21 protein-coding genes and 1 pseudogene are annotated in these 25,230 nt (G+C 45.5%); 13 read left to right on the top strand and 9 right to left on the bottom strand.

What is annotated here, in order from left to right:
- Window positions 1-49: 49 nt before the first annotated feature.
- Window positions 50-3,397: a glycoside hydrolase family 9 protein gene (locus BBD42_RS12285; RefSeq protein WP_172455471.1), complete on the top strand. Its 3,348-nt coding sequence runs from the start codon at window positions 50-52 to the stop codon at window positions 3,395-3,397.
- 63 nt (window positions 3,398-3,460) lie between these two features.
- Here the strand turns inward: BBD42_RS12285 and BBD42_RS32215 are convergent.
- Window positions 3,461-3,613 (bottom strand): annotated as a pseudogene (locus BBD42_RS32215) (ATP-binding protein); the annotation flags it as partial.
- Between the two features lie 73 nt (window positions 3,614-3,686).
- Window positions 3,687-4,574: a choline kinase family protein gene (locus BBD42_RS12295; RefSeq protein WP_099518352.1), complete on the bottom strand. Its 888-nt coding sequence runs from the start codon at window positions 4,572-4,574 to the stop codon at window positions 3,687-3,689.
- Between the two features lie 197 nt (window positions 4,575-4,771).
- Here BBD42_RS12295 and BBD42_RS12300 point away from each other — a divergent pair, with 197 nt between their 5' ends.
- Genes BBD42_RS12300 through arsC form a run of 3 tightly spaced genes read left to right on the top strand, consistent with a single transcriptional unit; the run spans window position 4,772 to window position 6,843 of the window.
- Window positions 4,772-5,104, top strand: a complete 333-nt coding sequence (locus BBD42_RS12300; RefSeq protein ID WP_099518353.1) for an ArsR/SmtB family transcription factor — start codon at window positions 4,772-4,774, stop codon at window positions 5,102-5,104.
- On the top strand, window positions 5,101-6,402 hold the full coding sequence (locus tag BBD42_RS12305; RefSeq protein ID WP_099518354.1) for an arsenic transporter: 1,302 nt from the start codon (window positions 5,101-5,103) through the stop codon (window positions 6,400-6,402). Before BBD42_RS12300 ends, BBD42_RS12305 begins: the two co-directional genes overlap by 4 nt.
- 15 nt (window positions 6,403-6,417) lie before the next feature.
- Window positions 6,418-6,843, top strand: coding sequence for an arsenate reductase (thioredoxin) (arsC, locus tag BBD42_RS12310; RefSeq protein ID WP_099518355.1), 426 nt, complete (start codon window positions 6,418-6,420; stop codon window positions 6,841-6,843).
- A 77-nt stretch (window positions 6,844-6,920) separates the two neighbouring features.
- On the opposite strand, the gene BBD42_RS12315 is transcribed toward arsC, so the two are convergent.
- The gene (locus tag BBD42_RS12315; protein ID WP_099518356.1) at window positions 6,921-7,583 is read right to left on the bottom strand and encodes an HAD family hydrolase; all 663 of its coding nucleotides are present in this window, start codon (window positions 7,581-7,583) and stop codon (window positions 6,921-6,923) included.
- 115 nt (window positions 7,584-7,698) lie between these two features.
- On the opposite strand from BBD42_RS12315, the gene BBD42_RS12320 reads away from it, so the two are divergent.
- On the top strand, window positions 7,699-8,364 hold the full coding sequence (locus BBD42_RS12320) for an NAD(P)H-binding protein (RefSeq protein ID WP_099518357.1): 666 nt from the start codon (window positions 7,699-7,701) through the stop codon (window positions 8,362-8,364).
- Between the two features lie 80 nt (window positions 8,365-8,444).
- Here BBD42_RS12320 and BBD42_RS12325 read toward each other — a convergent pair whose 3' ends face one another.
- From BBD42_RS12325 to BBD42_RS12340, 4 genes are read right to left on the bottom strand one after another with little or no spacing between them, the layout of a single operon-like run.
- Complete coding sequence (locus BBD42_RS12325) at window positions 8,445-9,527, bottom strand: protein kinase family protein (RefSeq protein WP_099518358.1); 1,083 nt, start codon at window positions 9,525-9,527, stop codon at window positions 8,445-8,447.
- Window positions 9,528-9,529: 2 nt separating this feature from the next.
- On the bottom strand, window positions 9,530-10,786 hold the full coding sequence (locus tag BBD42_RS12330; RefSeq protein ID WP_099518359.1) for a glycosyltransferase family 4 protein: 1,257 nt from the start codon (window positions 10,784-10,786) through the stop codon (window positions 9,530-9,532).
- A 17-nt stretch (window positions 10,787-10,803) separates the two neighbouring features.
- Window positions 10,804-11,748: an NAD-dependent epimerase/dehydratase family protein gene (locus BBD42_RS12335; protein ID WP_099518360.1), complete on the bottom strand. Its 945-nt coding sequence runs from the start codon at window positions 11,746-11,748 to the stop codon at window positions 10,804-10,806.
- On the bottom strand, window positions 11,745-13,028 hold the full coding sequence (locus BBD42_RS12340; protein ID WP_099518361.1) for a UDP-glucose dehydrogenase family protein: 1,284 nt from the start codon (window positions 13,026-13,028) through the stop codon (window positions 11,745-11,747). Before BBD42_RS12340 ends, BBD42_RS12335 begins: the two co-directional genes overlap by 4 nt.
- A gap of 211 nt (window positions 13,029-13,239) precedes the next feature.
- Here BBD42_RS12340 and BBD42_RS12345 point away from each other — a divergent pair, with 211 nt between their 5' ends.
- Complete coding sequence (locus BBD42_RS12345; protein ID WP_099518362.1) at window positions 13,240-14,052, top strand: UTP--glucose-1-phosphate uridylyltransferase; 813 nt, start codon at window positions 13,240-13,242, stop codon at window positions 14,050-14,052.
- A gap of 153 nt (window positions 14,053-14,205) precedes the next feature.
- Here the strand turns inward: BBD42_RS12345 and BBD42_RS12350 are convergent, their stop codons facing one another.
- Window positions 14,206-14,505 (bottom strand): hypothetical protein, encoded by a 300-nt coding sequence (locus tag BBD42_RS12350; RefSeq protein ID WP_099518363.1) that lies wholly within the window; start codon window positions 14,503-14,505, stop codon window positions 14,206-14,208.
- Between the two features lie 344 nt (window positions 14,506-14,849).
- Between BBD42_RS12350 and BBD42_RS12355 the strand changes: the two genes are divergently transcribed.
- From BBD42_RS12355 to BBD42_RS12375, 5 genes are all read left to right on the top strand, one after another.
- Entirely contained in the window at window positions 14,850-16,415 is a 1,566-nt protein-coding gene (locus BBD42_RS12355) for a response regulator transcription factor (protein ID WP_099518364.1), read from the top strand.
- Window positions 16,416-16,429: 14 nt separating this feature from the next.
- Window positions 16,430-18,178 (top strand): sensor histidine kinase, encoded by a 1,749-nt coding sequence (locus BBD42_RS12360; protein WP_099518365.1) that lies wholly within the window; start codon window positions 16,430-16,432, stop codon window positions 18,176-18,178.
- A gap of 123 nt (window positions 18,179-18,301) precedes the next feature.
- On the top strand, window positions 18,302-19,993 hold the full coding sequence (locus BBD42_RS12365; RefSeq protein ID WP_099518366.1) for an ABC transporter substrate-binding protein: 1,692 nt from the start codon (window positions 18,302-18,304) through the stop codon (window positions 19,991-19,993).
- A gap of 201 nt (window positions 19,994-20,194) precedes the next feature.
- On the top strand, window positions 20,195-21,067 hold the full coding sequence (locus BBD42_RS12370) for an ABC transporter permease (protein ID WP_099521582.1): 873 nt from the start codon (window positions 20,195-20,197) through the stop codon (window positions 21,065-21,067).
- A gap of 24 nt (window positions 21,068-21,091) precedes the next feature.
- On the top strand, window positions 21,092-22,018 hold the full coding sequence (locus tag BBD42_RS12375) for a carbohydrate ABC transporter permease (RefSeq protein WP_099518367.1): 927 nt from the start codon (window positions 21,092-21,094) through the stop codon (window positions 22,016-22,018).
- Between the two features lie 139 nt (window positions 22,019-22,157).
- Here the strand turns inward: BBD42_RS12375 and BBD42_RS12380 are convergent, their stop codons facing one another.
- Window positions 22,158-23,156, bottom strand: a complete 999-nt coding sequence (locus BBD42_RS12380) for an HD-GYP domain-containing protein (protein ID WP_237163456.1) — start codon at window positions 23,154-23,156, stop codon at window positions 22,158-22,160.
- 261 nt (window positions 23,157-23,417) lie between these two features.
- Here BBD42_RS12380 and BBD42_RS12385 point away from each other — a divergent pair, with 261 nt between their 5' ends.
- Window positions 23,418-24,311, top strand: a complete 894-nt coding sequence (locus BBD42_RS12385; protein WP_099518368.1) for an ABC transporter permease — start codon at window positions 23,418-23,420, stop codon at window positions 24,309-24,311.
- 6 nt (window positions 24,312-24,317) lie between these two features.
- A complete protein-coding gene (locus BBD42_RS12390; protein WP_099518369.1) occupies window positions 24,318-25,214 on the top strand; it encodes a carbohydrate ABC transporter permease in 897 nt (298 codons plus the stop codon).
- The last annotated feature ends 16 nt before the right edge of the window (window positions 25,215-25,230 follow it).

Raw genomic sequence — 25,230 nt, forward strand, 5'->3', positions numbered from 1 at the left:
TTTCGATTCAATGGAAGCAAATGTTCACACATTTAAAGGAGGAGAGTTAATGAGGAAAAAAGTCAGTTTAATCCTTGCGTTTACGATGTTCGTTACGATCTTATTTTCGAATCCGATCGAGACGAACGCCGCTACCCCCGAAGCGCCTGCGGGGTGGAGAAACTTGCTGGATTACCAAATATTCCGCAATACAACGGACGGCTGGGCAGGAGATAGCGGATTCGGCTTGGAGACGGAAAACAGCAAGCTGCCGATCGATTGGACGGTTACGCACAATGGATTGCCTTCCTTATTATTAAATACGAAGACGCCTACCAGCCCGTCATGGTTCAACGCATTGGTCGCGGTTGCCGGTTGGAAAGCGTATAATTTTACGCCTTATTATGCAAACGGTTTTCTTGAGTTCAATATTAAGGGGAATGCAGGCGGAGAGTCCTTCCTCCTTGGCTTTAAAGACAGAGTATTCGAAAGGGCGGCTGGCGAAGAAATTACCACTACAGTAAACATTAGCAGCTATGCCAGCATTACGACGAACTGGACCCATGTGAAGATACCGTTAAAGGATCTCATCCAGGTCTCGCAAGGAATTGACCCTTCTTCGATAGATACGTTATCTATTAAAAACAATGGTTTTCAACCTTTAAAGGTGTGGCTCAATGATATTAGGGTTACGTCTCCCGATAAGGAGAAAGAGTATGCGCCTATTAAGGTCAATCAAGTGGGGTATCCTGTAAATGGCGTAAAGCAGGCGCTTGTGACTGGGTTTGAGGATGTTCTCACGGTCGATGCGGGGACTCCTTTTAGCGTTATTAACGCAGCTAATCATTCCACAGCCTACTCCGGAACGCTTGTGCTCACCAAGAACTATGATGCTATAGACAGTGGAGAGCGAATTTTCACGGCCGACTTTACCCAATTAACGGTACCGGGAAAATATTATGTGGCGCTGCAGGGACTTCAGAACTCTCCCGAATTTTCGATTGGCAATCCAAATGATATTTATGGACCGTTCCTAGTCGACGTATCCAGATATTTTTATTACCAGCGGACAGGCATTAATATTACGAGCCCGTACACTCAAAATTATCAGAGAACGGACTTTACGCCAGACACCGCGGTCCCTCTAATGTCCAACCCTTCCATCAAGAAAGATGTTTCCAAGGGCTGGTATGATGCGGGCGATAAAGGCAAGTATGTGAACGCTGGAGCCAAAGCATTGTCCGATTTGTTCTGGGCCTATGAAATCATGCCGGAGAAATTTACCGACAGTCAATTTAATATTCCGGAGAGCGGAAACGGCATTCCTGATATTTTGGATGAGGCTCGGTGGGAACTGGAATGGATGCTCAAAATGCAGGATGCAGCAAGCGGCGGTTTTTATGCGCGTGTAACTTATCAAGATGATGACAATTTACTGAACCGAGAAATTATTGATAAAGATACGGTAAGTCCACGGACAAATATCAAAACGACCTCAGATACGGCTACTGCAGCCGGCGCATTGGCACATGCCTATCTGATTTATCAAAATATCGATCCGGCTTTTGCTCAGCAATGTTTAGATGCGGCAGTAGCGGCATGGGGGTATTTGGAGGCGCATCCGGAGCTGATCAAAACGCCTAACACAGGCAGGTGGCCTTACGATGTGACAGACGACTCGGCTAACCGTCTTTGGGCTGCAGGCTCCTTGTATCGGTCGACCGGCGTTGCCAAATACAATGATTATTTTGTTGCAAACTACACGGAAATGGGGCAGTTTTTCGAGCATCCCCTTGATTTCGCCAGCGGTTGGGAAAATACATGGAATACAGGCTTCTTCAGCTATATGAAGGCTGCTAATAAAAATGCTGGAGTCGTAAGCTGGTATACGACCAAATTCCAGCAATGGTTCAATGATAAAGTGAACAGATATAACGAAAGCGCTTGGAAAAGTATCGTAAAAGACGGCAACTATTATTGGGGAATTACAATGCAGTATGCCGATACGCCGATGGAAATGATCATTGGCACCAAATTGCTGGGAACCTTCGAGACTAACCGCGCGATTATTAATGACATTACTTATAGCCAGTTAGGCTGGATCCTTGGCCAGAATCCGGTAGGCGTATCCTTCGTATCGGGGTATGGCGATAACAGCGTTAAGTATCCGTTCAGCATTATGTTCAGAACAGATGGCTTGCCGGGGGTTCCGAAGGGGTATTTGGTCGGAGGACCGAATAGATACTCCAACGATGAGACGGTAGGAAATCAAATTTCGAGATTTGCAGCGAAAAACTATCATGATAACTTCCAGGAATGGACGACAAACGAGCATACCGTCTATTGGAATTCGGGGCTAGTGTTTGTTGCTGCATTCGCAACGGGAAGCGGCAGCAATTCGGTCATCAGTCCGACGACCGCTGTCTTTGACAAAAATGCCGCCATGCAGGCGAATGTTCCGGTGACGCTGACGCTAAACGGCAACACGCTCACCAGCATTAAGAACGGTACGTCGTCCCTCGTTGCGGGCACGGACTACACCGTTTCAGGCAGCACGGTCACCCTGCAAAAAAGCTATCTCGCTCAGCAAGCCGTAGGAACGACGAATCTCGCTTTCCTGTTTAATGCCGGTTCCTCTGCTTCGCTATCCATCACAGTGAGTGATTCGTCGGTTAGCAACTCGGCTATCAGTCCGACGACCGCTAGCTTTGACAAGAATACCGCCTTACAGGCGAATATTCCAGTGACGCTGACGTTGAACGGCAATACGCTGACTGGCATTAAGAATGGCACAGCTACCCTAGTTGCCGGTACAGACTACATTGTATCGGGTACGACGGTGACGATTCAGAAGGCTTATCTGGCCGCCCAGCCGGTGGGAACAACGACGCTGACGTTCAACTTCAGCGCAGGAGCGAATGCGGCTCTGGCGGTATCCGTAATAAATACCACCTCCAGCGGCAGCGGGGCCATCAAGGTACAGCAGTATAATTCCACCGTTACAGCTACGAGCAACACGCTGAACCCGCGGATTAAGCTGACGAACACCGGCACTTCCGCCATTAATATGTCGGACGTGAAGCTGCGTTATTATTACACGATCGATGGGGAGATCGCCCAGAACTTTTTTTGCGACTGGTCGCATGTCGGCAGCAGCAATGTAACGGGCACCTTCGTCAAGCTGGCGACTCCCCTGACCGGGGCCGACCACTATCTGGAGATCGGCTTTACGAGCGGAGCCGGAAGCTTGGCTGCGGGAGCCAGCATTGAGATTCAGCTGCGCGTGTCCAAGTCCGATTGGTCGAACTACTCGCAGACGGGGGATTACTCCTTCGACCCGACCCATACGGCTTACGCCGATTGGAGCAAAACGACCGGCTACATCGCAGGCGCTCTCCAATGGGGAACGGAGCCGTGAACAAAATAACGAAACCATTATTGCCGCTTAAATAGCATGAATCATAAAACCTCCATTACCGCTTTAACAGCGGAGTGGGGGTTTTGCGGTTACAGGTATCCAGCCAGTCAGCAGGGCTCCGCCCTCTGAGTGGTTATCCGCAGCAAGCTCGCCTCCATGGCGCCTAATAATTTTTTGCGAAATGGTCAACCCTAACCCGCTGCCTCCGGTTAACCGGTAGCTAAAGCTTACAAAGCCGAACGGAATTCAGGCAACATCCTGTTTTCCGTTCGGCTTTCGCTTCGTGTTTTTAAAGCTGCGCTTCAAGAGACTGAAACATATGATTGGCCATATCTGAGTAGTTGTAGGCGGGGTGTGGCAGTCCAATTTGCAAAGTGGCCCACATCGCATTCCAGAACTGAACGATAAAGATCATGTCATCGAGAGAGGGTAGCAGGCCGGATGCTTCCTCCGCGCCAAAATAATACGAAAGCAGCTGTTCCTTCTGTGACGCTGTAAACGAGAAGCCCATACAGGCAAGATCAAACAGAATATCGCCCATACCCGCATACTCCCAATCAAGCAGACGAACGGAACCATCATATAGAAAGTTATTGGCAAACGGATCGTTATGGCATAACCCGCGGAAACGGGAGGATGCCTGTGCTCTGCTATGCTGAATTTTCAGCAGCTTATCCATAAGGCGATCAAGTGATGCTGGCAATGGCAGCTGTCTCTTCCTCGCACTGCGAATGCGATCCTCAATATCCTGATAAGGGGAAAATTCATAGGGGATAGGAGGCATTTGGTGAATTTTTTTGAAAAGGGCTGCGATCTCTTCCATATGTTCTACTAATTCTTGATTTTGAAATTCGCGCCCAGGCAGAAACTGTGTAATCATATGCCCAGTTTCCGGATTGAAGTATAGTAATTGGGGTGCTACCGCTAATCCATCCAAAGCCTGCAAAGCCGCCGATTCAGCGTAACGATTAATGCCTAGCTCCGTGGATTGAGTACCGCCGATTCGTACCGCAACCTTTTGCCCGCCGCAGGAAACGATATAGTTGCGGTTGGTCAGGCCGCTTTTCTGAAATTCAACCATCGTTGCTTGCCGTTCCCAGCCTAGCTCGTCCCTGATCAACGTATAGACCTGCTCTAAACTCGCGGCTTCAATCTGCCCACTCTCTGCATTTGACAACTCGACACCTCTTTCCCCCAATAGGGCCCCAAAATAAACCAATAATGATAACGCTTTCAGTATATCGACCCCGAATAGGGCTGTCAATAAAACAAGCTTTTAAAGGCTTGATATATTCGTCATTGATTATATAAGTGAATAATTATATAATGGCATGGCGGATGGCAGTCAGCCAAAAAAATCGGGAGGTGCCACAGATGGAGGAACAAATTCAACATATGGCAGAAGCCTATAAATTGCTAGCGGATAAAACACGGTTAACCATTATTGCCTTGTTAAAAGAACAGGAGCTTTGTGTTTGTGATATAACCGAAATCATTGGGATGTCGCAACCAAATGCCAGTCAGCATCTTCGAAAGCTGAAATCAGCAGGGCTGCTGAATGAAAAGAAGAAGGGGCAATGGGTGTATTATTCATTAAATCCGGAAGCGGAAGCTTTTGTACAATGCGTCTATGAATTTTTGCCTTCCACGAAAGAACAAATAGCAGGGTTGAAAAAGGATAGCTGCGGCGTACAGGAGGACGCATGACAGTCATTGCCGTTGTCATCTTTCTGCTTACCCTTGCATTTGTCATTTGGCAGCCAAAAGGATTAAGCATTGGCTGGTCGGCTGCTGCCGGAGCTGTTCTTGCACTGCTCTTTGAAGTTGTTAGCTTTACTGATGTTGGCGCAGTTGTGGGGATTATATGGAATGCTACCCTGGCCTTTGTAGCGATTATTTTGATTTCGCTGATCTTAGATGAAATTGGCCTTTTTGAATGGGCAGCACTGCATATGGCCCGGCTTGCAAAAGGGAATGGCAAGCTTATGTTTGTGTATGTCATTTTGCTTGGAGCGGTTGTGGCTGCGCTTTTTGCAAACGATGGTGCCGCATTGATTATTACACCGATCGTTCTTTCCATGGTGAGAGCCTTGAAATTTGAAGATAAAATGATATTGCCTTTTATAATGGCGAGCGGGTTTATTGCAGATACAGCATCGCTGCCTCTAGTTGTAAGTAATTTAGTTAATATCGTGTCAGCTGATTACTTTGGAATCGGATTTGTAGAGTATGCAAGCCGCATGATCGTTCCGGGCTTCTTCTCGATCATGGCAAGTTTACTTGTGCTTTACTTAATGTTTAGAAACAGCATTCCGCAAAATTACAACGCAGCTCAACTGAAGAAGCCAGTGGAGGCGATCAAAGATAAAGGGCTATTCAAGCTTTCCTGGATCATTTTAGCTGTTTTACTAATTGCGTATTTTGTCAGTGAATTTTTCTCCATTCCAGTTTCGATTGTAGCGGGTATAGCTGCTGCCTGTTTTCTTATTGCCGCCCGTAAAAGTCCATTCATGCATACGAAAAAGCTGATAAAGGGAGCTCCGTGGACTGTCGTCATTTTTTCCTTGGGCATGTATGTTGTGGTATACGGCTTGCGAAATGCGGGGCTGACAGATGCCCTTGGAGATGTGATTCAGGCCGTTGCAGATAAGGGATTGTTTGCTGCAACGGTGGGGATGGGCTTCATTGCCGCTATTTTGTCTTCTTTCATGAATAACATGCCCACGGTCATGATTGACGCGTTAGCGATAAATGGAACCCATACGGAAGGGATGCTCCGTGAAGCTTTGATTTACGCTAATGTGATTGGCTCCGATTTAGGACCAAAGATTACACCGATTGGCTCACTTGCTACTCTGCTGTGGCTGCATGTGCTTTCGCGCAAAGATGTGAAAATTAGCTGGGGTTATTATTTTAAGATCGGTTTTCTATTAACGGTCCCGACTCTATTTATTACGCTTGTTGGGCTGTCTGCATGGCTTTATTTCATTCACCATCTAAATTGAAAAGGGGATAACGAAATGGAAAACAAACCGCTCATCTATTTTTTGTGCACAGGGAACTCTTGCAGAAGCCAAATTGCCGATGGTTTTATGAAGTGGCTTGGCGGGGATAAATATGAAGTGAAAAGTGCGGGACTTGAAGCACATGGATTAAATCCTCGTGCCGTTCAAGTTATGAGAGAAGCGGGTGTCGACATTAGCAGCCATACTTCCGATGTCATTGACCCTGAGCTTTTAAATCGGGCTGATTATGTCATTACCCTTTGCGGACACGCTGATGAACATTGCCCTGTCGTCTCTAATCCGAACGTGACCAAATGGCACTGGGGATTTGATGATCCGGCAAAAGCAGCAGGAACGGAGGAAGAAATCATCGCTCAGTTCCGTATCGTTCGCGATTCGATTAAACATCGCATTGAGCAATTTTTACAAGAGGGCAAGTAGCGAGGCCAACTCATAGGTGAAACCCTTTATGGACGATTAAGTCCTTTACCAGCCAAACAATTTTGACCATCCCGTACTTATAAACGTTGCAATTGAGGTACAATCGTTATTAATTCCAGTAAGTCATCAATGACTATATCAGCCTGAGAAAGTTCATGTTGTTGTGCAAAATCAAAATTACATCCTATTGCAACTAACCCATTATCTTTTGCAGCATTGATATCTGAAAGGCGGTCTCCAACTACTGCTGCATTTGTAATCCCATATTTTTTTATAATACTCTTAACTAAGTCTGATTTATTCAGCGATTCGATTTGCTCGATACTAAAGGTTTCAGTAACCCACTGATCCAATTGGTAATAACGCACAATGGCTTTTAAATATTCCGTTAAACCATTGCTTGCTATGTAAATGGAATAATGGTTTTCTTTTAAAAAACGGAAAACTTCCTTTACATTTGGATACAAAGCACCTTTTCCACTGCTAATATTCTCTACTAACCTTTGGAGAAAATAAGCATCCATTTGTTCTCTTGCTTCAATGGAATGATTAGGCAGCAAGGCCTCCCATACCTTTGGCAAAGGCACACCCATAATTTCACGGTATTTATCAATAGGGGTTGCTGTATCCCATTTATTTAGTGACCTTAAATGATTAAAAGCATCATCAAGGGACAGTTCTAAAATTTTGTCGGTTTGAAATAATGTGCCATCCATATCAAAGATGAGTGATTGCAGCATAGTGATCCCCCTAATTTTGAATCGAATTTCTCATTCTTTAACTTCGTTTATTAATTGTACTATATTTTGATTCTCTTAAACGTAACGATTCGTTATTAACAAGGAGGCGGCCTAAATGAAGCGAAAAGCTGTAGTGGCGGGAGCCACAGGCTTAATAGGCAAGGAGCTCGTCCAATTATTGCTTGACGATCAGGCTTACTCGGCGGTAACGCTGCTTGTTCGAAGAACAACGGGTATGGTGCATCCAAAACTTGTAGAGCAAGTGATCGACTTCGATCAATTGCAGCAAACCGATGTGGAGATGAACGGTGCCGACGTCTATTGCACACTTGGAACGACAATCAAGAAAGCTGGGAGCCAGGACGCTTTTCGAAAAGTAGACTATGAATACCCGTTATCCCTCGGACTATTAGCAAGCAGGCAAGGGGCCAAGCAGCTGCTGCTTGTATCTGCAATAGGGGCAAAGGCATCATCGCGTACTTTCTATACGCGTGTGAAGGGGGAAGTGGAGGAGGCGCTGCGCAGCCTGGGGCTTCCCGCTTTGCACATTTTCCGGCCTTCGCTGCTGCTTGGCAAGCGGGAGGAATTTCGGTTCGGAGAACGGCTCGCCGCCGCTTTGTCAGGCGTGCTTTCCCCGTTGTATTCGGGACCGCTGAGGAAATATGCGCCCGTTGAGGCGGGCACGGTTGCCAAAGCGATGATACTTGCAGCAAAAAGCGGACAGGCGGGCATTCATATGCATGAGAATGAACAGATCGTAAAGGTGAAGCAGACGTCATAAACCAGCTGTAGTTTGGTCGTTAATCCAATGGAAAAGGCTTGCCCGAAAACGCCTGAGCAAGCCTAAAAGAAGCTTTGTGCTTAAGATTGTTGGACAATGCTGTCCCACGATGCAAGCATTTGCTGGCGCTCGCGATCGGACGTAATTAAAGCTTTGAGCTTCTGTATCGTTTGGGGAGCATTCCATTCCGTCCGCCTATTGAAGTATTTGCTGGATAAGCCATAGAAAAGGTGGGGGAATAGCAGATCCGCATAGATGACGCTGCATTCCTCCGCGCTTAAAGGATGAGCTTCACGATAAGCCCGCAGCATGGATATGGCTTTAGCCGAGCTCCATCCATGCTTCTTCATCACCTTGTTGAATATTTTGCGAATATCTCTTGCAGGCAAGTCAAAGGTTAAGGAATCCATATCGATAATGGCAAGCCCTTGCCGGGTCTTAATCAAGTTGGCGGCTGCAAAATCCTGATGGCAAAGGTTTTTTTGGACGGCGACTTTATTGACCCAGTTGGTGTAGGGGCTGCTTTGAATCAAATGCAGCGCAGCTTTTCCTTGGTCAATAAATTTGTCCGCATGCAGAAGAAACAGCCTCTCAAATTCGCTGTTATTACTATTACTGCTACTACTACTACTTCTAATGCTGCTGCTCTTACCGCTCCTGCTGCTCTTCCTGCTGTTGCTACCGCTGAGAGCCATTCCCTTGAACCGCTCTAATTGATCGAGATGCTTCGCATAGCCCCGTCCCCAGCTTCCAAGATGCTCCCTTTCATCCGTTGTATAGGCGGATTGAAAACCTCGGGAAGCCATATGGAACTTCCCAAGCTCCTTCATAATGAGAAGGAGATCTCCCGTTACATAGGAGGGAGATTCGCCTTCCGCTGCATCTGATAAGACGTAGCAGCTGCCGCTGCTGTCCTCTGCGTAATCCTTTCCATCCGTGGTAGCTACCATGCGAGGGATAGGCGCACCATTTTTCTGCAAATGTCTAATCGCTTGAAGGAGGAAGAGGAGCCTTTGCTTGGAGACGGGCGCCTTCTTCAAAATTTTAGTTCCCGCGCTTGTCACAAGGCTCCAGGTCGCCTTCTTGCCTTTATCCGAGATGAGCTTCATGCTCTTCACTTGAAGCGGATATTGGGACATCAGTCCAGTTATCGTTTGCATCATCGTTACCTGCCCCTTTGCTGAGTTCGTTTGCTGCTAGAGCGGCGTTTGAGTTTTCTGCGAAGAGGACGGGTAAACCGGCTTTTAAGTTTGGTTACCTTAATATTTGATAATGGGGTAGGCTCGCTTCTGTAAGCGTCCATGTAAATTTTATTTAAACGATCTGCGACATGCTTGAATGTGAAAAATCCTTCGACCATTTCCCGGCCTCTGAACGCCATCGTTCTGGCTTCGTCCCTATAAGTAAGCATATAGTTAATGGCATCAGCAAATGAATCTGAGCTGTTGTAGGTGCGAACAATATAGCCATTACGCTTATGTTGAACGACCTCGGCATTGCCGCCGCGATCGGTTGTAATGACAGGGACGCCGGCTGCCATCGCTTCATAATGCACGCGAGCGAGCGGTTCCTGCCATTGGGAGCTGCAGACAAATACGTCGCCCATGGAAAAATAATTTTGAATTTCGCCAGCTTGAACGAATTTGGTGAAGATGACTCTGCTGCGATAAGGCTCAGCCAGCTTCAATAACCATTGTCCATAGCTATCAACGGTGTTGTCGCTGAACCATTTTCCGCCAACGATAACAAGGACCGCATCCGGATGCTCATCAAGGACACGGTCCATTGCCTCAATGAGCAGATGTGGCCCTTTCTTGACGCTGAGCCGTCCAACAAACAAAATAACTTTCTTGTTCTGGACGCCATACCTTTCCCGCATTTGATTGCGCAATTGCAAGCCGCGGGAGGTCCAAATAGGATGGTAAGAATTAGGGTCAATTCCGGAGAAAATCGGTTCGGTTTTATTCTCTGCTGCGGGAACGCGCCTAGTAATCGTTGATTTAATATAGTTGCTTACCGTCGTTATTTTGTGGACATATTCCACGCAAAGCTCTGCGTCAATATCGGATATTTTGTTGGTCTCAAACATTTCGTTATGCAGGCTGACGACAAAACGGCTAGTCGGGGAGGCTTCTTTATAAATGACGACGTTTTTAGGACGATTAAATACATGAACGACATCATAGGCGTACTCCTTCAATGAACTCGCAACATCTTCAACGTAGCTATCTCTGGGAAAGCGGATATATTTAATGTCACCACGCGTCTCCCTATTTGGCAGCGCAGCATCGGTAATGGAGTAGATCGTCAATTGATGGTTCTGGGATAAAAAGGGAGATACTCCGTCCATCATAATTTGGATGGCTCCCCCTCTCACAGCGGGAGAAGGGAGCTTTTCCGTACATATGAATGCCAGTCTCATAAGGAGCCAGCCTCCTGTCATTTATAGAAATCGATAAAATATTCGAGCTCCTTGGCTAAGCCGGCCTCCAAGCTGATTTTGGGCTCATATTGCAATAGCCGTTTGGCTTTGGATATATCGGCCCAAGTGTGCATGGGCTCGCCGTGCAGGCTGCTGCTAGCGGAAATCTCCGATTTTTTTCCTGTCAAAATCTCCAGGGCTTGAATAACCTGTATGACAGCTGCACGTTCTTTACCGCCGATGTTAATGGTTTCTCCTACGACATGGGGGGCGTCAGCTACAGCAGCGATAGCTTCTACGCAATCACTGATATACGTAAAATCCCGGGTTTGCGAGCCGTCGCCAAATAAAGTAATCGGATCATTCGCCAGCAGCTGTTTAATAAAACGATGAAACGCCATATCAGAGCGTTGACGAGGCCCATATACGGTGAAAAAGCGTAAAATAACGATTGGGATGCCATCATTTTTGCTATAAACCCGGCATAAATGCTCGCCTGTCAGCTTGCTGACACCGTAGGGAGCGAGAGGAGCTAGCGGCGTGTCCTCAGAAACTTGGCCCGTCGTCTCTCCATAAACGGAGGAGGTAGACGCAAATACAAATTTTTTAATCGATGATTGGCGGCAAGCTTCAAGAAGCTGCTGTGTAGCAAGAATATTGGATTCAACGTAGCTGCGGAAATCAGCTCCCCAGCTGGAGCGCACGCCCGGTATGCCAGCCAAATGATAAATGATATCCACATCGATAAGCAGTATTTTCCAGTCCAAATGAAGCATATTGGCGGTAATCATGCTGAATCGCGGGTGATGAAGAAAGCTGTCCATGTTTTTTGTGCCAATCATGTGCAATTCCTCACGAACGAATGCGTCAACGCCGATCACTTCATGCTCGCCATTGGCCAGCAAATATTCGCATAGATGAGATCCGATAAACCCGGCAGCGCCAGTTACGAGAATTTTCATGGGCGACCAACTCCCATGTAAGCAAAGCCGTGCAATTCCAGATTTTTTTTGTCCAGAGCATTTCGTCCGTCTACAATAACAGGCCGCCTCATTAACGTTTTGACCTTATGCCAATCCGCTTCCAGGAAGGAGTGCCAAGCTGTGGCGACTACCAGCACATCCGCCTGCTCCACGGCTACATAAGGACTGGAGCACCAAATAACGGAGGGAAGCTCGGGCGTTGCAAGCGGGTCGTAAGCATATACCGCATATCCTCTGTGCGTCAGCTTTTTCATTAGAGCGATGGCTTGAGAATAGCGAATATCGTCTGTGTTTTCTTTAAAGGTTGCCCCCCATACGGCAATTCGCGGTTTTTCGGTCCATTCGCCTAAAGCATGGGTTATTTTATTCAGGTAAATGTCTATTTGTGAACGATTGATTTTCTTAACAGCATGCAGCAGATCAAGCTTGACGCCTTTAGAGGAGGCCACATAATCAAGGGCATTCACATCTTTAGGAAAACAGGAACCGCCGTAGCCGAGGCCGGCTTGCAGAAATCTGCTTCCGATCCGCTCATCAAGGCCAATGCCTTGCGATACCTCCATAATGTCGGCACTGTAGGCATCGCAAATCCGGGCTATTTCATTAATAAAGGAAATTTTAGTGGCGAGGAAGGCATTGGATGCATATTTAATTAGCTCAGCCTCCAATCGGTTCGTTAGCAAAAACGTAGTTTGAAGGGAGGCATACATTTCCTGGACCTTCATCGCAGCTTCGCTTCTCTTGGCGCCAATTACGATGCGATCAGGATGGACCGTATCCTCAATCGCTGTTCCTTCCCTGAGAAATTCAGGGTTAGAGACGATATCAAATAAGTCGGGGCGAGTCCCTCGCTGTTGAAGCTCCTCTTCAACCCAATCAGCCGTACCGGGCGGTACGGTGCTCTTCATAATAATCGTTTTGTACGAGCGAATCGTTTCCGCAATCGCGGTGATGACATGCTTTACATATTTCATATCGGCGCTGCCATCCTTCGCTGAAGGGGTCCCAACGGCAATCATAATGACAGGACAATGAGCCATATGCTTCTTGCTGTCCGTATCAAAAAAGAGCGTGTCCCGCTGCTGATTGTCCTTAATCAGCTCGGTTAGGCCAGGCTCGTAAATCGGAATAATTCCTTTCCGCAGCTTCGCAATTTTATCCGTATCAACATCCGTACAAAATACGGTGTGACCCCTATCTGCCAGAACAGCCGCTGTTGTTAATCCAACGTAGCCTGCTCCTACAACACAAATTTCCATTCCTATCGCTCCTTTCGAATCTACTACTACTAAAATATTGATTTTTGTTAAGAATGGTCACGGCTGCTGCATCTATTAAATCAAGCGGGAGCTATTGAAATGGGTTGCCGCATTTGCCTTATTTTCATAGAGGACAAGCTTCAAAATCGTTTTTTGCTAATATGCTGTTACTATATATTGGATAAAAATCCAATGGAAGTGGGTGATATTAGTGGTATTTAAAGCGATTATTCCTGCGGCGGGATACGGGACGCGTAACTTGCCCATTACTAAAGCGATTCCAAAGGAAATGTTCCCTATTAACAGCCGCCCTGTCATTGACTATATTGTTCAGGAAGCGATCCATGCCGGGATCAAAGAAATTCTAATTATTCTCTCTCGTAATAAGACAGCCATTATGGATTATTTTGATCGCTCTATTGAGCTGGAATGGTTTTTAAACACACACCAGAAAAGCAATATGCTTAAAGGAATTGTGCCGCCGAAGGTCAGTTTTCAATATGTAAGGCAGCCGCAGGCTCTAGGGCTTGGCCAAGCTGTTCAGTTGGGACAAACATTCGCAGGGGACGATCCGTTTGTTGTGTTGCTGCCGGATCAGCTTTGCTTGAAACAACCCCCTCCGCTGTGCAAAATGATTAAGCTGTACGAGCAGTTCAAGCACCCGGTTATCGGACTGCAGACGGTGGAGAGAGAGCTCCTGCAAAACTATGGAGTCATTTCTGGAAAGCAGATTCAAGCCGGGGTATATCGGCTTGATTCCATTGTCGAAAAGCCCCAAATAAATCCGCCATCCCATCTTGCGGTCATGGGCAGATATATTTTGACATCTAAAATATTTGCCGCTCTTAATCAATTGAAGGCCGAAAACGGAGGGGAGCTTCAGCTAACGGATGCGCTGAACGTTCTGATCCAGCAGGATGAAGCATATGGCTATGTTTTTAAGGAGAAATGGTATGATACGAGTATTGAAAGCGAGTATATTAATGCCCAACGTTGTGCCTACAAAATGAACAAGCAGACTTAAAGGGGATAGGGAAAAACCTTTAAACGACGATGAGGCTCGTTAAAGGTTATCTTTGTTCTCTTTTTTCTGCTTTTTTGCGTAGACAAAAAGAGTCGCCTTCAGAAGAAGGCGACAGTCGGTACCCGGTACCTAGTCTATGAAGTGCTTAGCTGCTTACTCGAAATCGTCATCCGAGTTTCGATTGAATTGCTCAGCCCGATTGCAGCTACCATGCGAGCGATGGTGGCTATGGCAGTTGTCATGTGAACGATTGCCGCCCGTACGGTTGCCACAGGAACGATTGCCCCCGGTGCGATTGCCGCCCGTACGGTTGCCACAGGAACGATTGCCCCCAGTGCGATTGCCGCCTGTACGGTTACCCCCAGTATGACAGCCCCCCGTGCGATTGCCGCCCGTACGGTTACCTCCTCTACGATTGCCGCCAGAGCAGGAGAATGAATTGAAGTTTGACATATGCAAACCCCCTTTCTCGTATATGCTACAATATATGACCGCAATCTATTATTTGTAACGAGGCATTTGATTGTTTTCATAGTCTACATGCAGGAGACGAACTCGAAAGAAGACTTTCCGAATATGAATGCAGATAAAGTGCATTATTTTTGAAATAATGGTGTTTTTAGGATTGGAGAGCGGGCAAGGCCTTGTATTTAAATATGCAATGGGCCATCTGCTGAAGAGACAATTTGGTGATGGATTTTTAAATGAAGACGCGTGTTCTCAAGCAATGGACTAGTATCTTAAGCATGGTATCATAGGATAAAACGGACGGCTGCACATTAGGAGGAGGATCAGCTATGTATAAGGTGCTAATTGTGGATGACGAAATATTTGTGCGAAAGGGTCTGGTCAATTTAATGAATTGGGCCGCTATGCAATTCGAAATATGCGGAGAAGCAGAAAACGGGAAGCAAGCGATTAAACTAATTGAACGGCTAAAGCCTGATTTGGTTATTGTTGATATCAGAATGCCTATGCTGGATGGTCTCGAACTGATCAAGCATGTGAAGGAGGAGGGAGATCACCAGCCGTTATTTATTATTATAAGCGGCCATCATGATTTCACTTATGCGCAGCAAGCCTTGCGCTACAATGTGTCGGATTATATTTTGAAGCCAGTTGACAAGAAAGAACTGGGCTCCACTTTGAAAAAGGTGGAAAATACGCTGAATCAAATGCAGCTTTTGTCATATACAGGAGAAAAACCGCTCGCTCAGACCATAATCGCTACTTTGCTGCAGACAGAGCCCAACGAGCAGGTTATTCAGCAGATTTCCCATATATTGAAGCTTCCAGCCTCCTCTTCCTATACGTATGTAATTGCAGAAATACAGGATATGCAGACGCCGGGAACATTCGATTATTTACCGGCCATGCAGACAGCGCTTCAGCGGTATATGCAGCGCGAAGGGACGCTCCCGCTCGTTCATGTGCGCGAAAACAATCAGTATGGACTTATTGTCCCGCAAGCATGGCTAATGCAATTGGGCGATAACGAGAAGACGGCTTATGCATGGCTGCTGGATATGCTGGAGAAGGAGCTGGGAACGACGATAAGTTTATTCATCGGAAGCAGGGAGGAGCATCTTAAGCGCATTGACCATTCTGGAAGCAGCGCGGGCCAATGCTTGAATTACCGATTTGCTGCTGGCTCGCGCGGTATTATAATGGCCTCCGAGATGCTCCCGCTGTCCTTATATTATTTTGACGTAGATGAAGAATTGCACAGCAAATTGATTACCGAGATGGAAGAAAATGTGCGTGAGGGCTATGAAGCTGTCATCCATACTATTTTTGAACAATTTCAGCAATTGCGCTTTGCTCCAGACGCAGTAGCCAATACCATCAGACGGAGCATGATTGCGGTCATAAACACCATCAGGCAATTTGAAGGGGACGAGAAGGAGCTGCTGCTGCTGAATGAACTGCTGGATTGGCCAAACAAATACCGCAACCTGGATCAGCTTCGGCATATATGCTTGCGTTTTATAGAAGAATCGGCTGGCTATATTGCCGCAAAGCGAAGTGAAAAAGGAAAGGGCAGCATTGAAAAAATAAAAAAATATATTGATGCTAATTTTACGGATAATATAAATTTGAAAGGCATCGCAGCAAAATTTTATATGAATCCTGTTTATCTCGGCCAGCTCTTTCGCAAAAGCTATGGCATGTATTTTAATGAGTATTTGCTTTCACTGCGCATTGAAGAAGCCAAGCGGCTGCTGCGGCAAACGAACAACCGTATGTATAAAATCGCAGAGCTGGTTGGATTTCCGAATTCAGATTACTTTGCCACACAGTTTGAAAAATTGGAAAAAATGACTCCGACAGATTATCGCAATAAGATCATTGGCAGAAAATAAGGAGGCTATGCGGGGTGTTCAAATTTAGTCTGCATCATTTGAAGCTGCGAAACAAGCTGATTTTCATCTATATCGTCTGCGTATTTATCCCCATTGTGCTGACGAATATGATGTTTTATAACGTCATGACCAATAAAATTAAAAATCAGAAAAAGGCAGACGCGGATCTGGCGATTACGCAGTTGAAAAAAGAACTTGGCGTTGCCATTGATGATGCGGCAGGCATAACCTATTTGTATTCCATTGATAAATCGCTCATCCATCATCTGAATACAGAATATAAAACCTACGATCAATATATCGAGTCGCTCGCGTCGATTTCCAACATTTTTAATCGTTCTGACAAGGAATATAAAATGTTGAGCTCGGCTGTAATCATGAGTGACAATCCGACTATTTTAGTCTCTGGCAATATAGTCAGACTTGATGAGGCAATCCGGGCCAGCGACTGGTATCAGCATGTGGAAGATTACAACAATACGTATCCGTTTTTACATGTAACGCCGGACAAAATCAGTGTCATCCAGAAAATATCAGATCAGCGTTATCAAGACTACGAGCATATGATAAAGATTGATCTAAACATGGAGTACATTGCTCAATTAATAGCATTGTCCAGCTTCGAGGGCGATATTTATATGTTGGACCCAAGCGGTCAAGTTCGCTACAGCCATCTGGTTAACGGGCAGTTGGGCGGCCAACGGACAGCAGGCGACGGATTAACGGTCAATGAGATTAATAAGCCGGATAAACCAATTGTCATCCAAAAGCAATATCATGACAGGCGCTATATGGAAGGCTGGACATTATATGGTGTAATGGATGAAAAGAAGATGCTGTATGAGGTGCGGCAGTCAGGCCAATTTATTCTGTGGTTCGCCATTATTAATTTCCTTGTCCCTACCCTTATCATTACGATGGTATCCCGTTCCATCCATTCACGCATAAAAGATATTTTAGCGCACATGAAGTCAGTGAGGAACAAAGCGATTGGAAGAATCCCCTATAATCGGGAAAGGGATGAGATAGGCGAGCTTGCTGTTGAATTTAATCGGATGAGCGAGCGAATAGAAAATTTAATTAATGATGTTTATGTAGCGGATATTCAAAAAAAAGAGCTGGAAATCCGTCAAAGACAGGCACAGCTTCATGCGCTGCACAGCCAAATCAATCCTCATTTTTTGTTTAATGCACTGGAAACGGTCCGTATGCGAAGCCTGATGAAGGGAGAAGCAGAAACGGCCAACACCATTCATAGTATGGCTAAAATATTTCGCAAGTCGATTTCGTGGAAGCGCAGCTTCGTTACGATACGTGATGAACTGGAATTGATCGAAAGCTTCTTGGAAATCCAAAAGTACCGGTTTGACAATAAGCTTCAGTTTCAAATTGCTGTTGAAGAATCCTTATTGGAATATGAAATACCGAAAATGACTTTGTTGCCATTCGTAGAAAATGCCAGCATTCACGGCATTGAAAGCAGTCCCGGAATAGGCTTTATTACCATTCAAATTGGACAAGATAAGGGACGCATTTTATTTGTTATTGCCGACAATGGCGGCGGCATGAGCGAAGAAAAATTGGAGGAGCTGCATCATTACTTTTCCGAGGATGTTACAATGGGCGATTCAGTAGGCATGAAAAATGTGTTAACACGCTTGAAGCTTTGTTACGGCGATGCGTTTGATTATACGATTAACAGTCATGCGGGGAAAGGCACACGTATCATGCTGCGCTTGCCAATGGGCCATGCAAGTCATTAAATCAGCCAGCCAGATCCTTTATTTTACGAAGAATATTCTAAAGTTTGCGGTGTAACATTGCGCCCTCATTTCTTTTATAATGAAAGTGCTTACAATTATTGTGGCAAGAGAGGGGACAAAGTTATGACCAACAAGAAATGGCTAAAGACAAGTATGGCAATTATAATGGCTTCGGCAATGCTTATTGCAGGCTGCAGCAATGGTGGAGAAAAGAACGCTGGAAACAAGGAGGGGGGTAAGACGGAGGGCTCCGAAGTAAGTACAGAGCCGGTGACCTTTACTTACTTTGGCTTCGGTTCGAACAAGGATGTGCTTGCCAGTGACACGACCATTGGCAAGGTGCTTCAACAACAAACAGGTGTAGACTGGAAGATGGAATTTGTCGTCGGCGATGCGAGTACAAAATCTGGCGTTATGATTGCCGGGGGAGAATATCCCGACGTCATATCTCCAGTTGCGGAGCTTGAAAAGCTGATTGATGCAGGAGCGCTTATTCCGTTAAATGATTTAATCGAGGAGCATGCCCCGAACATTAAGCGGGTATATGGCGACTATATGGATAAAATCAAGAGCGAGGACGGAAATATTTATATTCTTCCATATACCGCCAATGTCAACGGATATTTGACTGAGCCGGACGTTGGGCAAGGCGCTTTCTGGATTCAGCGCCGCGTATTGAAGGAATTTGGCTACCCTGAAGTGAAGACACTCGATCAATATTTTGAGCTGATTGAGAAATATCAAGCCAAATATCCTGCGATGGACGGTAAAAATACAATCGGATTCATAACATCCGCTGGTGTGTCAGGTGATTTCTACTCGATTACGAACGTGCCTATGCATTTAGCCGGATATCCAAACGACGGCAACGTAATGGTTGATATGAACACCCATGAAGCTAAAGTTTATGCAGCCTCGGATTACGAGAAGAAATGGCTGACTGCCTTGAACGATATAAACAGCAAAGGCTTGCTTGATCCAGAGACCTTTACAGCTAACAAGGACCAGTATCTGGCAAAGCTTACCTCCGGTCGTGTACTTGGCTATTTCAACTATGGATGGCAGACAGGAGATGCTACCAACAACCTTAAAGCTGCTGGCAATGACGATCTTCGTTATGTAGGGCTCCCAATCGTTTTCGACGAAAGTATTAAAGATGCTTACATCGATCCGCCTGCATTTGTCAACAATCGCGGGATCGGGATTTCCGTTAGTGCAAAGGACCCTGTCCGTATTATTAAATATTGGGATAACCTGCTAACCGAAGAGAACCAGAAGCTGGTTCAGTGGGGGCAAGAAGGTGAAACCTATTCCAAGAACGAAGAAGGCCGCTTCGTGATGGATAAGCAGCAGCTTGCCAATCGTAATGACAATGAGTTTAAACGTTCCTACGGATGGGCGTATTTTGATTATGAATGGCCGCGTTATGGCAGCAACTCTATATTAGAAGATGGCAATTCCTATAGTGTAGGCAATCAGCCTGAAGTAGCGGCTGCGAATTATACAGAAGGCGATTTAAAATTGCTTGAAGCCTATAACGTGGAAACCTTCTCCAAAATGTTTGCGCAGCCGGTAGAACGGCCGTGGTATCCTGCGTGGAGTATTTTGAAAGAGCAAGGCTCTCCCGAACAGATTTTCAATCAAAAATCAGAAGATTTGCAAAAGAAATATTATCCGAAACTGGTGTTTGCATCTAAGTCAGCTTATGAATCCATCTGGAATGAGTATGTGAAAGAATTCGGCAAGCTGGACGTTGCTGGCTTTGAAGCATTTATTACAAACAAGGTCAAGGAGCGTGTTGCAGGTAATTGGTAAGCCTGAATAGGCAGCATATAGGAGATGAGGCTAGTAAAAGGTGGAGTTAGCTTCGCCTTTTACTGCCAAAATTTTTCATAATAAGAAAATTTATATAAAAAGGAGACATCTGGAGTGGGGAAACAGACTGAGCTAATTGCAGCAACGGCTACTGGCGGCCTGCACAAAACAAACTTATTGAAAAGACTATCCAAGCAGAAAATGCTAATGCTGATGTCTTTGCCTTTTTTAGCTTGGGTCATTTTATTCAAGTACGTTCCGCTTTGGGGCTGGACGATCGCTTTTCAAAAGTTCAAGCCGGCTAAGGGTATTTTTGATCAAAAATGGGTTGGGCTTGATAACTTCACGTTTTTATTTAAAGAAGAGGCCTTTTATCTCGTACTGCGCAACACGATTGTCATGAGTTCCATTAATCTCGTATTAGGATTTTTAACAGCCATTGTATTGGCATTGCTGCTTAATGAGCTGCGCAGCGTTTATTTCAAAAGAACGGTACAAACGATTAGCTATTTACCCCATTTTATTTCTTGGGTTGTTGCGGCAAACATCGTGCAAACCGCACTTTCTCCCGAAGGTATTGTCAACATCCTGCTGCTGAAGCTGCAGCTGATTGACCAGCCTATTCTCTGGTTAGGTAAAGGAGAATATTTCTGGGGCATTCTTGGAGTATCTGAAATTTGGAAAAATGTAGGCTGGAACACCATCATCTATCTCGCTGCCATTTTAACGATTGACCCTGCGCAATATGAAGCGGCAGAAATGGATGGAGCATCACGTTTTCAGCGTATTTGGCATATTACGCTTCCAGGCATGAGACCGGTCATTGTCATTTTATTAATTATGAATCTTGGATTTATTCTTGAATCTGGATTCGAGCCGCAATACTTGCTCGGCAATAGCATGAACGTCGACTATTCAGAAAATCTTGATATATTCGTTTTGAAATATGGCATGCAGATGAATAACTATGGTTTGGCAACTGCAGCCGGTATGTTTAAAACGGTTGTCAGCTTTATCTTTCTGATCGCAGCGAACCATATTGCGAAACGGTTGGGTCAAAGCAGGCTCTACTAATCATTCTGCAAGGAGGCCATCACTATGAGTCAAGCCAAATCAACTCGTAAAGCATACTTTTCTTCCCCAGATAAAATATTCGATGTGTGCAATATCATTTTTATGCTCTTGCTGATCGTTGTAACGTTGTATCCTTTTTTGAATATGTTTGCTCTTTCATTTAATGATGCCAATGATTCCATTCGTGGGAATATCTATATTTGGCCTCGTGATTGGACGCTGCGAAATTATGAATACATCTTCAATGAGTCCTCTATTTTTCATGCGACCTTTATTTCTGTAGCACGCACGATAGTGGGGACGGTAGTCTCTGTGTTTTGTACAGCGATGCTTGCCTATACAATCAGCCGCCCTGAATATGTTTTCAAAAAGTTTGTGACGATCATTTTTATTTTTACGATGTATTTTAGCGGAGGCTTAATTCCGAACTACTTGCTGACGAAGGAACTGGACTTGCTGAACACCTTTTGGGTCTATATTATTCCCGGAATTATCGGTGTGTTTAACATGATTGTCATTCGTTCCTTTATAGAAGGCTTGCCCGAAGGAATTATGGAGTCGGCAAGAATAGATGGCGCCGGGGACTTTACGACGTTTATGCGAATTGTTCTGCCTCTTACAGTACCGGCCCTCGCGACGGTTTCGTTATTTGTAGCGGTGTATCAATGGAACTCCTGGTTTGATGTTTTCTTGTACAATTCTTCCAGTATTAATCTAAGTACTCTGCAATATGAACTAATGAAGGTACTCTCAACGTCAAGCACCACGACCAGTACGGGCGGATCAGCAGCGGATGCCTTTGCCAATGCGCAGGGCAATGTAACGATGGTGACACCGACTTCCATTCGAGCAACGATGACGATTGTTGCCAGTCTGCCGATTATTATCGTTTACCCATTTCTGCAAAAGTATTTTGTACAAGGGATGACTGTCGGCGGCGTGAAGGGATAACGGAAGATTTTTGGCTGTATGTCATCTATGCCTATCAGTAGGTTCAGGTGGAGAGGGAAAAGCAGCTGTGCGACAGCTCATAAAAAAACGCTAACTTTACAAAAGAAACAGCTGCGGTCTAGGACGCTATTTTCAGGTCCTAGACTGCAGCTGTTTCTTTATTCAAAGGTTGCTCTAGGGTTGGCTTAGCAGAATACTTGGATAATAATTTAGGCCCTTCACGCTTCCAGATGTTCATAAAGGCTTCGACTACATCGGGATCAAATTGGGTCCCAGCATTTTTCCGAATCTCCTCTATCGCAAACTCAACATCAAGCTCGCCTCTGTACACCCTCTTAGAGGTCATAGCATCGAACGTATCAGCAACAGCCATAATTCGGGCTGCAATCGGAATTTCGCTCTGTCCAATGCGGCTCGGATAGCCGCGTCCGTCAAATCTTTCATGATGATGAAGAATCATATCCAATATACCGGAGCGTTTAAGATGGGAAATATGGCTTAGCATTTCATAACCCGTATTAGGATGCTCCTTAATAATTTCAAATTCTCCGTCCGTTAATCGGGATGGTTTGAGGAGAATATGCTCAGGCACGCCAATTTTCCCAATGTCATGAAGGATTCCGCCAATATAAATGCGTTCGCACGCCAGCTTGGACATCTTCATTTCCTCAGCGATTTTCTTCGAATAATAAGCCACGTTATCGGAGTGATCAGCCGTATAATGATCCCTTGAATCCAAAGCTTTAGCTAGTGTAAAGGTGAGCTGAAGCATATTTTGCTTCTGTCTATTGTAATACAATATCATAAACGAAATAGAAGAGGAGGTTAAGAAATACGTAACGACTAAAGTGAAGACTCTCAAGGGGAATTCATCTTGAATGAGAAATACCGGCTGCCGCTCCAAATAAACTCTAAAGAAAACGATAAGAACGACGAGCACGCTTCGAATCCAGGTTTCCTTCCAGAAAGAAAGGCCTACCAGTAAGCTGAGCATTAAATAAGCAAACTGAAACAATATGTAATTTTCGAAACAAAAGTCGGCCGCAATAACAGCAAGAAATGCGATTCCGAATAAGAAGCGGCTTGTATATTTGCTGAGAATAAAAGTTTCGGCATGATGAGCGATGTAATTTTTCATAGGACGGACGACCTCTGCAATTCATTCGATTCATTTCTAAATTATGTATTTAGATAGTTTAGACTATATCACATTCCAAGGTGCAGCCTCCATAAAGAATATATAAATTTTTGATTGGCCATATACATATTCATCCCTTAGCCGGAAACGCTTTCTGATTTTCGTTATGAATTCTAATCAGAACGATAGATATCCAATCGCTGTTGCGTAGGAGTGCTCCGAATTTACCTTTATGATAGAAAGACGAAGGAGGGATGCAGATTGTACGCAAAGCTTTATAAGTATCGATGGCAATATTTAATGATTTTACCGGGCGTGGTCCTGCTGCTGCTTTTCAACTATATTCCTATGGTAGGGATACAGGTTGCATTCCGGGATTTTCAAATCGGAACATCCATATGGAATAGTGCTTGGGTTGGTTTAGATAATTTCTCCTTTATTCAAGACCCCCAGTTTTTGACTGTAGTCAAAAATACACTCTATATATCGGTGTTAAAATTTATTTTCGGCTTTCCGGCACCTATTCTGCTGGCCCTGCTAATTAATGAAGTGACCCGGCCAGTGTTCAAGCGCTTCGTTCAATCGGTCAGCTACCTGCCCCACTTCTTCTCATGGATTGTAGTTGCCTACATTCTTCAATCCTTTTTGACGCTCGACAGCGGCCTGGTCAACCAGTTTATCAACCAAGCGGGTGGGGACTCCATCTTCTTCCTGGGCTCGACGGAATGGTTTCGGCCGATGGTGGTGTTAAGCGGCTTGTGGAAAGAAACAGGCTGGAATACGATTCTTTATTTGGCGGCGATTACGACGATTGACCCGCAGCTCTATGAATCCGCCAAGGTAGAGGGCGCAGGCAGGCTATCCCAAATTCGCCATATTACGATTCCGGGCATGCTGCCGACGATCTCGATCGTCCTGATCTTGAGCATTCCAAGCTTGATTACCGTGGGCATGGATCAAATTTATCCGCTCATGAATTCGGCTAACCAGGAAGTGGCCGACGTGCTGGATACGTATATTTTACGCAGCGGCCTGCAGCAAGGCTACTTTGGCATGGCAACTGCGGTTGGTTTGCTCTCCTCGATTATCAGTCTGATTTTAGTCGTGGGAACGAATCAGTTTTCAAGAAAAATAAACGGCGAAGGATTATGGTGATGGCGTATGAAGATGAGCAAAGGTGAAAATATTGCCCAATACGTCATCGTAGCGCTGCTCGGCCTGCTGTGTGTATCCGTGCTTTATCCGTTTTTGTATATGCTGGCCATATCTTTGAATGACGGCGCAGATGCTGCCAAGGGCGGGGTTTACTTATGGCCGCGGAATTTCACCCTCATTAATTATGAGATCGTGCTTGGCAATGAAATTATTCGAAATTCTTATCTGATCACAATTGGCAGGACCGTACTTGGAACGATTGGCGGACTGCTCGTTACGCTGCTTGTGGCGTATGGCTTGTCCTATCGCGGGCTTCCTTTTAGAGGCACCATTCTCGGCTATATTCTGATTACGATGTTGTTCAGCGGGGGTCTGGTTCCGTACTACATTCAGCTCAACAATCTGGGCTTGATTAATTCGTTCTGGGTATACGTTCTGCCGGGCCTCTTCTCCGTCTGGAACATGTTCGTCATGCTGAAATTTATTCAGGGCATACCGGAGGCGCTGGTGGAGTCCGCTGAACTGGATGGCGCTGGACCGCTGCGGATTTTAATGCAGATGATTATTCCGCTGTCCAAACCGATGCTGGCTGCACTAGGCTTGTTCACGGCAGTCGGCCATTGGAATGATTGGTTCGCGGGCGCTTTCTTCGTTACGAAGCAGGAATTGATTCCCGTTCAAACCTTCCTGCAGCAGCTTCTAGCTGCGTCGGATTTATCCGCCGTACTCGGCTCCAACACGAATCAGGAAGCGCTGGCGAGAAGCTCGCAGCTGCAAAATATTACGCTGATGTCGATTAAAATGGCCGTTGTAATGGTCAGTGCGATTCCTATTCTTTGCGTTTATCCGTTTTTGCAAAAATACTTTGTCAAAGGCGTCCTTGTGGGCTCGGTCAAAGGCTGATTATTCGGGTATTAGA

It is taken from the genome of Paenibacillus sp. BIHB 4019 (assembly GCF_002741035.1).
Lineage (GTDB): Bacteria > Bacillota > Bacilli > Paenibacillales > Paenibacillaceae > Pristimantibacillus.